Below are 12,933 nucleotides of genomic sequence, written 5' to 3'. Positions count from 1 at the left end.
CATCCCCTCATCCCCTCATCCCCTCATCCCCTTGTCCCCTTGTCCCCCCGTCTCCCGTTCCCTCTTCCCTCTTCCCTGCTATATCATAAAAAATATTGATCTTTTTCCAGATTTAGGGGTTAAATTTTAACAATGACAGTTTCGGAAACTCGTTCTATTCCTCTGGTTGATTTAGCTGCAAAAACTCGTTTAGCGGCACAGAAATTAGCAGGATTATCAACAGTAGAAAAAAATCAAGCCATTGAAGCCGTTGCTCAAGCCTTAGAAGCAGCAGCACCAGAAATTATTGCAGCGAATGAAGCCGATTGTCGTGCCGCAGAAGCCGAAGGAATTCCCAAACCGTTATATAATCGTCTTAAATTTGATGCGACTAAATTAAACAGTACCATTGCCGGATTACGAGACGTTGCTAAGTTACCCGACCCCGTAGGAGTGGTACAAATTCATCGGGAATTAGATCAAGGATTAACACTGAAAAGAATCACTTGTCCGCTAGGAGTTTTAGGGGTAATTTTTGAAGCCCGTCCTGAAGCAGTCATTCAAATTTCTGCCTTAGCCATTAAATCAGGAAATGGGGTAATTTTAAAAGGGGGAAAAGAAGCGATTCATTCCTGTCAAGCTTTAGTGAATGCGATTCGTCAAGGATTATCTCAAACGGCGGTTAATCCTGAAGCGGTGCAACTATTAACTACACGGGAAGAAATTTTAGAATTATTGCGATTAGATGATTATGTTGATTTAATTATTCCGCGAGGTTCTAATTCTTTCGTTAAGTTTGTTCAGGATAATACTCGCATTCCGGTGTTAGGTCATGCCGAAGGCATTTGTCATGTTTATATTGACAAATTGGCGGATATTAAAAAAGCCATAGCCATTACTGTTGATTCTAAAATTCAATATCCGGCTGCCTGTAATGCTGTAGAAACCTTATTAGTGCATCAAGAAATAGCCTCTCAATTTTTATTAAAAGCGGTAACAGCCTTACAAGCTAAAAATGTAGAATTGCGCGGAGATGCTCAAACTTTAGCAATGGTTAATATTAAGCCAGCAACGAACGAAGATTGGTCAACAGAATACACCGATTTAATCTTATCGATTAAAATTGTTGAGAATTTAGAAGAAGCGATCGCTCATATTAATACTTACGGTTCCGGCCATACTGATGCCATTGTTACCGAAGATCAAACCGCAGCCAATATCTTTTTAAATCAAGTGGATGCGGCGGGAGTTTTTCATAATTGTTCCACTCGTTTTGCAGATGGATTTCGGTATGGTTTCGGTGCAGAAGTGGGAATTAGTACCCAACAAATGCCTCCTCGTGGCCCCGTTGGTTTAGAAGGATTAGTTACTTATAAATATCAAATTGTTGGNTCATTAACTGATAACTGATAACTGATAACTGATAACTGATAACTGATAACTGATAACTGATAACTGATAACTGATAACTGATTACGTCTGACTCGCATTTTAACGAGTTTAAGGCTATTAGGTTTAGAAAATCAGGCTCAAGCATTATTTCAATGTTTAGATAAAATTTATCAAGAAGAACCAGATAAAATCGGGCTAGAAACTTATAGGTATTGGAAAAATGCTTTAAGGGGTTGATTGGGGTAAGTTTAGAGAAGGTGTAGGATTAGAGAGATAATATTTTATAGCCAAAGTAATGATAAATTCTGTACTCTCATATTTCGAGGAATTGAGTTAAATTTGTCCTTGATACTATTGAATAATTTGATAGGCGATCGCTAAACTTATATTAACTCTGTTCCCTTTCCAATGGCTTGTTGGGTAGTGCTATATTTCCAAAACGCCACATAATAAAAAAACTCCCCTGGGGAGCCAGGGGAAGTCAGGAGGTGTAATTTAAAATTAGATTAGACTAAACCATTGTTACTGGTTGTTGAGTTCAACAAACCTGCACTAGCCTCATAGGAGAAGACATTCAAGTAAGTCACTTGTTCGATCGCAACTCCTGTGTATTGAACTAAAGCTTGAGCATTAGCTTGTTTGAAGGCTTCAAACTCCAGTCCAGGATTATTCGTTAAGAATTCATCGCTGAAGGGTTCGTGACCATCTGACAAACCTTTACCCACCATATAGGTCATAATTTGAGGATTTGTCAGTGCATCAACCGACTCGGTATTGTAGTAGGTTAAGAGGTCTTTTTGCACTTGAGGATCAGCAACATATTGATCGAAGTCTTCTAATAATTCAGAGGGTTTATTTCCTTTAATTAAACCTTCTCCGGTTGCATAGACAGACAACTCATCGTTGCTAATTTTGCTGTCTTTATTGGTATCGATTTTAGCTTTATTAGCTGCAATATCATCAGCATATTGTTCTTGATACCAAACTAAGTCAATTGTTGGAGCCGTACTGGGAACCTCTTGAGGATTTTCAACGGTGTAATCAAAGACTTTCTTGGGGTCAAGATTGTAGACGTTTTCCTCGCGGTAGTTGTCTAACAATTCTTCTCCATCTTGATTGCGATAGTAGTCGAGATTGGTGTATTTTTTGCCATCTAAATCGTAATCTTTGGCTTGTTCGAGAATAAAGTCTTTGAGGAAGCCTTTATCCAGTTTTTTGAGATCTTTGGGTTCGACTCCAAAAATATCAGACAGTTCTTTCTTGTATTCCTTAACAAATCCATCAACATCAACAGGCGCAATCGGTTTTCCTTGAGGAATTGTTACGTCTAAAGCGTGTTGCAGGATTTCAGTATCGGTCAATTGTTCAACAGATTTGCTGAAGGTGGTTTCTAACTCGGCTTTGTAGGTTTGGCTATAGAATTTGTAGTCAATTTCTGCACCCAAAATCCCACCGTAAACATAGTCAGCTACCAAGGAATCATCGAGTTGATCAACAGCAGAAACTTCAACGTTGTAATGAGTCGCTAGTTCTGCTTTGAAAGCTGTTTTCAGATATTCTGTATCAACGAATTCCAGAGGATCAATTCCTTGTTTGATTCCTTCACTGAAAGCAAACTTAATGATGTCTTTGTCGCTCAGTTTATCAACCAAATCCAGATTTACATTTCCACTATCACCTTCTTCAGGTTGATTGGTTGTTGTAGTAATTCCGCCATCAGTAGTATCTTCTGGTTTGGGTTCAACGCTGGTTGTACCGACATCAGTAGTATCTTCTGGTTTGGGTTCAACGCTGGTTGTACCGACATCAGTAGTATCTTCTGGTTTGGTGTCAACGCTGGTTGTACCATCGCCGGGAGTACCGCTATCGGGAATATTATCGTTAGCGGGGAAGTAATAATTAACAAGTTGTTCGGCGTATTCTTGGCGATAAGCATCAACATCAATGGCTGTGAGTTGGATGCTCTTATCCGACGACAGTTCTTTGTAAGCGTCGCTAAAGGTAATAGAAATGATGTCTTTATCTGTCAGAGAATTAACATCTTTCTCAATTTGCAGTTCAGTTAATAACTGCGTTTGTTGTTCAACGCTTAACTGTTCAACTTGATAACGCAGATAGTTGACATCCAGTTCATTGTAGTCATCTTTCAGCCAATTCAACACCACCTGATCATCAATTTCAACACTATTAATGGCACTGCTGTAGGTGTTTTCGAGATAATCAAGAGCGAGATATTTGTCAATCTCAATTCCCTGTTTAACACCTTCGCCATACATAAACTGTTTGACTTGTTCCAGAGTTAAGTCATCGATATTAGTAACCTCTGGATAGGCTGCTTTCAACGCATCGGTATTGTCCTCAATATAGTGTTGATAATCAACTGGAGACAGTTCCAATGTTTGATTTCCTGCTTTTAACAAATCCTTGAATTCGGGACTATAGACTAACTGAATCAGTTGAGAATTAGTTAAATCTTCAACAGTTGTAAACGTTGCGTCTTCAGTCCCTAAGAATTGTTTGACTTGATCTAAATTTAATGTTCCATCAGTAATCAATTGTTCCACTTGATAACTGACGTATCCCACATCAACCGTTGACAGACTTTCTGTAAAGGCTTGGAGGATTTGTTCGTCCGTGAGTGGGACAACATCTCCAGCTAAAACGTCATTGACTGAAACTTTATAAGCATCAGCTAAGTCCTGAGCATAAACGCTACGCACATATTGATAATCTGGCGTTTCTGTTTGTGTCAGTTTCAGAGCTTTATCTTGACCCAGTTCTTTGTTAAAGGCTTCGTTGAGAACTAATTCTTTAACTTGTTCATCTGTTAACGTATCTAACGACTGAACATCAGTAGTCAGAACATTATTAACATCTTGGAGAGTGATTACATCCTGATCCAATAAATCTTGGAGTTGGAATTTCACATATTTTGGATCAAAGTCTGTTGTTGGTTCGGTTGTTGGATTAGTTGCAGGAACTTCTGTCACCGTAAGTTGTTGAATATATTCTTCAACGCTCACACCTGCGGCGGCAATTTTATCAGCATCTGTGGTACTGAAATAATCCTTAATTTGTTGTTCAGTAAATTCAGTATCGACAGGTAAATTGTATTTGGCTGACAGTTCATCCTGATATTCAGCACGCAGGAAATTAAGATCTAAAGTCGCAGGTTGAACCAACTCAATACTGTTCTCACCTAATGCGGTTTGAAATTCTTCATTGAGTAATAAATTCGTCAGATCTTGATCAGTAATTGCGTCTACAGACTCAATGGGTGCAGGTAAGAATTGATTAACAGTATCGAGGGTGAGGGTTTTATCCGTAACTAACTGTTCGAGTTGATAACGGCCATAAACTAAGTCAATTTCAGTGGGTGTACCCTCAGCAGGTGTACCTCCATTATCAGTAGCACCATCTTGATTTAAGGGAACAACATTGGCTTCAAGTAGCCATTGTTTTGCTAAATCTGTTGTAACTTCAGCTTCAGTAACTTTGGCGAATGCAGCAATATCTGCGGCTTTATTTTCCACCAAATAAGTTAGAACTTCATCGTTAGTAACAACGTTGGTTTTATCATCCGTAATTGAAGCAAAATTCACCCCTAAAACTTCTGCTAAGGCGGGAGCAAAGGTTTCTTTGATATAATCTAAATTCGGGGTATCTTGAGACAGTTTAATTTCAACACCTTCACCTAAAGCGGTCTTGAATTCACTGTTGTTAATTAAATCGATCAGTTGTTTTTTACTCAACAAATCAACGCTTGCAACAGTAGTTCCTAGAACTGTATTAATTTGTTCTAAGGTAACGGTTTCGGCTGCAATCAAATCACTCAGTTGAGACTCAACATATCCAGCATCAACGCTAATATATTGACTGATCCATTTTTCAGTAACTTGATCGTTTCCAACAATTGCGCTGCTGAAGGTATCAGTAACGTATTGTAAATCAATTAATCCTTCTACACTGAATGCTTTGGCATCAACGCTAAAGGCAAACTGAATAATTTGCTGACTGGACAGTTCACTAATGTCTTTAACGTGGTAGCAATCTTTCAGTGCTTTTTCCAGGTCTTTACCGTATTTTTTGACATATTCATCGGTATTAAACCAGTTGATTGTTTTTGGATCAACGGTTTCCTGTTCATCCAGGTATTCGAGAATTTGTAAATCCGTAACTTCAGCAATAGTTGCTACACCAAATACAGCCTGAACATCTCCTTCAAATTTAAACCGGAAGTAGTCAGTATCAAGATCATTAGACCATCCACCAAAGACAACATCAAGTAGTACATTGGCATTTAGTTCTTGCACAACGCTGACTTCAACGCCATATTTTACCGCGATTTTTTCAGCATATTGTTCCTTGTAGAATGCCAGACCTGCTTCTGAGATAAATCCAGAAAGATCGAGATTAAATTTGTAAGCTTCGTGGGTGATGAACTCATAAACTTGGGTCTGATTCAGTTCTTCAACAGAAGTGACATTATAAAATGCAATCAACTGTGATGAATATTGGGTAATGAACGCTTTTAAATCAAAAGCAGTGAGGTTTTTATTAACATCAAACCCTTCATTACTGAGGAAGTATTGTTTCACATCCTCTGGCGTTAAATCTTGTAGAGTTTTGCCTAAACCTTCCGCATATTGTGTGAGTTTATCTGCATATTGATTTAAGCAGAATTCCACGTCAATTACGGGAGCGGCATCACCAAACACGAATTCAACAACCTCTTCTGCGGTGACATCTTCTCCAAATTGAGCCGTTAGAGCTTCACCATAAATTCCTTTATAGTATTCGATATCAACGGCTTCACTAATTTGTTTGATCAGTCCGATTTTTTTACCTTCACCCGATAGAAACGCATTAATTTGTCCATCGGTTAACTCTTTAACATCTTTGATCTTAAAGAAATCTTTGAGTTCTTTTTCCAGTAATTTCTCAACTTTCTTAAAGTCAATTGCATTTCCATTTAATCCCAGTTCTAACCCAATTCCGAGGATATAAACCTTGATTTGTTCATCGGTCAAGTTAACAACTTCTTCCTGAGAAACTTTGAAGTAAGCTGCTAGTTGAGTTACATATTTAACGCGACAGTATTCAACATCAATCGAGTGATCTACATTGACGCTTTCAAGAACATCTTCATCTTCAATCTTGGTTACATCTGTGATGTTGTATTTTTCGATAATTTTATCGAGATGCAACTGTTTCACATAGTCTAAACTGATGAACGGAGAAACCGTATGTCCATTTTTAATGCCTTGTTCTTCAATCAACTGAAGAATTTGCTCAATGGATGGATTTTCGCCTAACTGAGCGACTAACTGTGTACCATAAACGGCTTCGAGATAATTTAAAGAGACTGTCCAGGAGGTATCAATGGTTTGTTCCGGGGGAACATTATTAATAAACTGGAGAATCTGAATATTGGACAGAGTAACAACTTGGTCAATGGTAATACTGAAGTAAGCAGCAATCTGTTGTGCATAAACCACTTTGATAAAGTTAATATCAACGGTGGGTGCAGGATTTGTAATTACATTAGATCCTTCTTCACTGTTGATAAACTCAAAGATTTGCTGATTCTTGATCAGTTCGATACTAATGCCAAATTTAGCAGTCAATTCAGCACTATAGGTTAACCGAATATAGTCAAAGTCTAAGCAACCACAAAGTTTATCTCCGTTCTTAATTCCTTCTTGGTCGATGTATTGTAAAATGTCCTTCTTGGTGATTTTGTCAAGGGCTTTTTTAAAGAATTTCTCTAGTTTTTTGGCGTGGTTTTTCTTGACAAAATCAAGATCAATAAACAGAGACGGGCTATTTCCTTGGTTTAAACCTTCCCCACTAATATAGTTAAGAATTTGGGTAAAGGTTAGTTCAGAAACCGAGGTAACTTTGTAGAAACTGATCAGTTGTTGACTGTAAGTTTGGGTGTAGATCTTGATATCTACATACAAAGACGGATTAATTCCCAGTTCTAATCCTTTTTTATTGAGAAAGTCGATAATGTCCTGTGCTGAAACAGTGCTGAGATCCTCAACTTTTAAACCTGCTTTCAGTGCATCTGCGTAGGTGGTTTTGATATAGTCAAGATTGAAAAACTCTTGACTGGGAACTGGAGTGGGTTGCGGTGTCGGTGCAACCGTCGGTTCCGGTGTGGGAACTGGAGTGGGAACTGGAGTGGGTTGCGGTGTTGGTGTAACCGTCGGTTCTGGTGTGGGAGTTGGTGATAGTGTAGGTCGCTCAGGAATATTGAGATCGATGGGAGGTCGCTGCTGAGTGGAAGTTGTGGGTGTCTCCGTTGAGGTGTTGTCGTCTGTAGACCCCTCGCTTTCATTGAAAACAATTTTAGGAGTATCAGAGGTTGTAGTTCCCGGTGCGGGTGTTGGTGTTGGAGTAGGAGTGGGAACAGGTGTTGGTGTTGGGGTAGGTGTAGGAGTGGGTGCTGATAACGAGGCTTCAATAAATTGCTTGATTTGCTCAATACTAATGGCTGCGAGGCTACTAATATTGAATTTTTGCAGAATTTGGGTGACAGAAATGTTGGGATTAAAGGGACGGTTTTCAGCTAGACCAAATTCCAGAAAATGAGCGATCGCACTAATCCGACCTTCTTCAACAGCTTTCTGAACATCTGGATTTGCTGCTAGATAATCCTTGACATTGAAAAACGATTTATTACATTCTCGCTTTTCAAATTGACCAAAATCAAAAAAGTGTTTAATGGGGTTAATTAAACCCTGTTTAACTTGTGCCTCAATATCAGGATTGAGAGCTAAATAATCTGGGAGATTGAAAACAAGACTAAAGCTCCTGTTTTCATCAATTCCAGCATCCAGGAAGTGTTCAGTTGCATTGGTTAAGCCATCTTGAACAGCTTGCTCAACATCAGGATTTAGATTCAGGTACTCATTAATATTAAATAGAGGATTCCAGGGACGGTTTTCGCTCTGGCCAACATCGATAAATTGTTCAATGGCACTCAACCCTTCTTGCTCAACAGCAATCTTAATGTCTACATTCAGTTGTAAGTATTGACTGACACTGAAGACATTACTGCATTCCCGATTTTCATAAATCCCATAGAGTAAAAAGTGTTCTTCTGGTGTAATTAAGCCGGCTTCAACGGCTTGTTTGACATCAGAGTTTAGTTTCAGATAAGCATTCTTATCAAATATCTTATCTAGCTTTTTAAAAAACTTCTCTGGTTTATCGGCTAACTTGCCGATTTTATCTCCGAGCTTATCAAATTCTTTGACAAATTTTTGTAGGTCATCCATAGTTTTCTCAACCTTGTCAGATCTAAGACAGAAAAGTGGTGTTTTAGCATACTCATCTTGAAACTCCAGAATAGAAGGGCGATCAAGATTTAAAAGATCATCCGGTTCTGAGGTTTTTTGGCTGCTTATCTTAATCCTAGAAAATAGATTTAAGATAGGTATTAAATCTATATGAGAAATATCTTAATATCCAAATTTGAAGATTTTGCTTTTTTGAAATAAAACGTAAAAAAGCCCACCTATTCTGAAATTTTAGGTGGACTTTTTGGGAAAAATGTACAAATTAATTCTAAACCTTTTGCAGGATTTAATCAAAGATTATTTTTATCGAGATCAACTCTTAATCTCCCTCTAAAAACGAATTCAATAAAATTTAATGAGGTTTAAATTTATTAATAAGACAGGATATCTAATCCAATATTTCAGGGAAATACTAACAGATTAGAATCCGCCTCATTACTCAATTTTGATTGTTATTCACACTCCTGTTATTAATCCTTAGCACCTAACTTAATCTTTCCCTAAGTTGGGGCAATAATTAACAGTTTTCCAAATCATTGTTAATAACTTAATCTATAGATGCAACCTGACAATTCATACAGAAGAGATCGCTAATTCTCTTGCTTTTGCCAAAACTTATCAGTTGGACTTTGTTTACAGTCTCAAGCCCCAACTTCAGGTAATCGAATATTTCTGAGGATTTAATTAGAAAGGGGTTTAAGGCCCTTGACTCTTGTTAATGAATTTATCTCAATCGCACGTTCTCGCAGCGTTGCGTCCCTCGACGCTTAACACAACTCAAAAGTTCCCAACCTTTTTAACAAACCAGACGATATCCCATTCCGCGTACCGTTTCAATCCGCTCACCCCCCAACTTTTTGCGGAGATAACCGACATAAACATCCACAATATTCGATCCGGGATCATAGTCATATCCCCAAACTTGATCCAAGAGTTGTTCTCGACTTAAAACTTGCCCCGGATGGCGCAAGAAAGTTTCTAACAGTTGAAATTCCTTGGCAGAAAGAGTAATGGGTGTTTCTCCTAAACAAACTTGACGGGCATATAAATCGAGTGTCACTTGACCCACCTTTAAGGCTTTATCTTCTTTATTCCCGGATGTAGGATGATGTCGTAAGCGGGCACGAACACGGGCTAAAAGTTCTGCAAACCGGAAAGGTTTGGTCACATAGTCATCCGCACCGCCTTCTAACCCTGCTACTTTATCAGTAACATCATCACGAGCGGTCAAGATAATAATGGGAATTTGCTCTCCTTGTCCGCGCAATTGTTCCAAAACTTGAAAACCATCTTGATCAGGAAGCCCTAAATCAAGGATCAACAAATCAAACTCATGGGCGAGGGCTTTTTCTACCGCTTCTCGTCCATCACACGCTAGGGAGGTTGTGAACCCATTCGCTCGCAGTCCCTTTTCCAGAAAGGCAGCTATGCGGGGTTCATCTTCAGCAATAAGAATTCGACTCACTCGATAACACCTATGAATGAGAGGATCTGTTCACCCGCAAGAAATAAGAACTTGATTGAGATCCTGTACAAAGTTGGAATTCAGTTTTCCACAATCGTTAAAATCAGTAAAGATGCCGTGTGACAGTTGATCATCCTGACCTTGCACCCCTATCCTTAGTGCCAATGTGTGATAGAACAGCAAGGACTGTCAATTATTCTTGCCGGGTTTTGATGTTTAATTGTAATGAATTGTGGCTCCCGTGACAAGTCATCACGGAAGTTAAGGGGACAAACTTAAGAAATTATTGCATTTCTCAAGTCACTCAGAATTACCCTTATGATCACAATAGCAAGAGGTTAGATTCTCCTCTGCTCTCCTGTTACCCTGCCTTTGATCCTAGATGGGGTGGATCACTCCCTCTGTCCCATCTAGCAAGGCTTCCTAACCCGCTTTTTCTCAATAAAAAACTTTGATTTTTAAGCTGTACAATCTTCTCAAAAGATGATTGTTTATGATTGTTTTTGCTCAACTCCAAACCCCACTAATAAGACCGTATTTAACGGTTCATGATTCAGGGGTCGTTGATAATTAATAATCCGACGAATTCTTAACTCTGGATTAATTAAAGTAATAGAATCAACGGACACAACCCGTGTGTAGGTTGTTTTCATCAATAATTCACGGGTTTCGGTATCATAGCGAAAGTGCGCGACCATCGGTTTCGCTTCTTCATAAGCTTTATCCCGTAAATAATCTCCCTCAATAATTGGGAAATCTAATTTTTGGGGTACAAACAGAATATTCAAGGCTTGGGAAACTTCATCCCCTTTTTCCGAAACCGTTTGGAAGGCCAGTCGATATCCAGGGAGAGTTTCTAATTCTAAGTTTGTTGATAAACGTTGATTATCTTCTAAGACTTTGGCTTTAGCGTCATTGTCCAGAGGATGAATCACAAATTCAGTATGCGATCGCTCAACCTCCTGATGACTCAAGTAATGGTAAGTGCGTTCCGTTGTCCATTCACCCACGCAATGATCAAAAAATTCTTGGAATTGTGCAATCGACATCGTGAATATCACTCCTCTTAACTCATTTATGCAACAGTTTTTAACATTTTTTAGGAAAACTCCCCCATAATTCTAAAATCTATACTAATTATCCTGTTGATGAACTCCTGTGATTGACCTGGAATGTTTGCCCTATAGCGTTGGCCATGCAGAGGAAGGTTTATGTCTGCTGGTGCGGATGGGATCTCATCGCATTTTACTCGATTGTGGGATTCAGGACATTTCACCCCTATTAGCTTCCTCAGATCAACCTCCGGCTGACTTCGTTCTCTGTTCCCATGCTCATGCAGATCATGCTCAAGGTTTACTCGCTTTCCATCAGGCATTTCCTCAAATTCCGATTTATGGAAGTGAAGTAACAACCCAACTGTTACCCCTTAACTGGCCTGACTGGGAACCGGATGTTAATCATCCCCTCTGTCAGCCTTTACCTTGGCATTCTGCCCGGGAACTCAAGCCGGGACTCAGTGTTACCTTATTTCCCGCAGGTCACTTACCCGGAGCTTCGGTAATGCTGATTAATTATGTGACAACCGAACGCAGTTATAAACTGATTTACACCGGAGATTTTTTTCTTTCAAATTCTCGCCTGGTGGAAGGCTTACCTTTAGGGGAGTTGCGAGGGCTCAAGCCCGATGTTTTAATCTTAGAAGGCAGTTATGGCACCGCACGTCATCCCCATCGCCGTCAACTGGAAAACCAACTTGCAGAACGGTTATATCGGGCGATAGAAGCTGAATATTGCCTGCTCTTACCAACACCGAGTTTAGGCTTAGGCCAAGAACTGCTGATGTTGCTTCGCAGTCACCATTATTTTACAGGTCGGGATCTCGATATTTGGGTTGATGGAACCGTTGCGACCGGATGCGATGTTTATTTACAACTCCTGTCCCAGTTTCCCTCCAGTGTCCAGAATTTTGCTCAACATCAGCCTTTATTTTGGGATGAGCGCATTCGTCCGAGGGTGCGACGACTGACTCCACAATACCGCTCTCAACTCAGTCAGTCTCCCTGTATTATTCTCACCGATGAGTATGCCGATTGGAATTCCTATTGGGCAAACTCCACCCTGCCTTGGATGTTATTTTTGCCTCAAAAACCCGGTAGACCCTTAGAGATTCTCCCCATTCCTGAATTTGTAGAGACGCGCTCAGGACAATCTGCACCCCAGGTTGAAACCTATTTTATCTCAGAGCATTGTGATGGCCCTGGTACAACCCAACTCATCCATAACCTTCGACCCCAACACATTATTTTTGTGCATGGTTCTCCCACCTATTTGGCTGATCTGACCAATTTAGAAGAACTGCGAAACCGCTATCAACTCCATACCCCAGATGCCGGAACCCTGGTAGAGTTGCCCATCGGGGAAACGTTCTTACAACCCCCCTTAACGGAAACCCAATATGAAGGGGAAATTACAGAATTTGAAACTCAAATTCATATTACCTTACCCCCAACTTTAACCACCGACCCCCGGTGGCCAGCCTTTGCGGATACCGGGTTAGTAGAAGCGCGATGGCAAGGTGAGGAATTAGTGCTGCGTGGCATTTCTCAACGGGAGTTTCTCAGCCAAGGGAGTGATCGGCCCATTCCTGTCGATCTCGATTGTTGTGGCAATTGCCAATACTATCGAGGACAACGGTGTTGGAATCAAACTTCCGCTCTCTTCGGCTTTAAAGTTACTCCAGATGGATATTGCCCAATGTTTGAATTGATTGAGCGTCTCGTTGAATAAAGC

4 protein-coding genes and 1 pseudogene are annotated in these 12,933 nt (G+C 39.8%); 2 read left to right on the top strand and 3 right to left on the bottom strand.

All coding sequences use genetic code 11. From position 1 onward, the window contains the following. Positions 1-132: 132 nt before the first annotated feature. Positions 133-1,368: pseudogene (locus tag PL9214_RS26440) on the top strand (glutamate-5-semialdehyde dehydrogenase); the annotation flags it as partial. A 509-nt stretch (positions 1,369-1,877) separates the two neighbouring features. Here PL9214_RS26440 and PL9214_RS26435 read toward each other — a convergent pair. From PL9214_RS26435 to PL9214_RS26420, 3 genes are all read right to left on the bottom strand, one after another. Continuing rightward, positions 1,878-8,657, bottom strand: a complete 6,780-nt coding sequence (locus PL9214_RS26435) for a hypothetical protein (protein WP_186440462.1) — start codon at positions 8,655-8,657, stop codon at positions 1,878-1,880. A gap of 817 nt (positions 8,658-9,474) precedes the next feature. Continuing rightward, positions 9,475-10,143 carry a response regulator transcription factor gene (locus PL9214_RS26425; protein WP_072722251.1) on the bottom strand — a complete coding sequence of 223 codons (669 nt, stop codon included), beginning with the start codon at positions 10,141-10,143 and terminating at the stop codon, positions 9,475-9,477. A 491-nt stretch (positions 10,144-10,634) separates the two neighbouring features. Beyond that, complete coding sequence (locus tag PL9214_RS26420) at positions 10,635-11,192, bottom strand: phycobiliprotein lyase (protein WP_072722250.1); 558 nt, start codon at positions 11,190-11,192, stop codon at positions 10,635-10,637. Positions 11,193-11,301: 109 nt separating this feature from the next. Between PL9214_RS26420 and PL9214_RS26415 the strand changes: the two genes are divergently transcribed. Next, positions 11,302-12,930, top strand: a complete 1,629-nt coding sequence (locus tag PL9214_RS26415) for an MBL fold metallo-hydrolase (protein ID WP_367400293.1) — start codon at positions 11,302-11,304, stop codon at positions 12,928-12,930. Positions 12,931-12,933 lie beyond the last annotated feature (3 nt).

Origin of the sequence: Planktothrix tepida PCC 9214 (genome assembly GCF_900009145.1) — a bacterium.
In the GTDB taxonomy this organism is placed as follows: Bacteria; Cyanobacteriota; Cyanobacteriia; order Cyanobacteriales; family Microcoleaceae; genus Planktothrix; species Planktothrix tepida.
The sequence above is the reverse complement of the archived record's forward strand: the minus strand, read 5'-3'. Positions and strand labels throughout refer to the sequence as shown.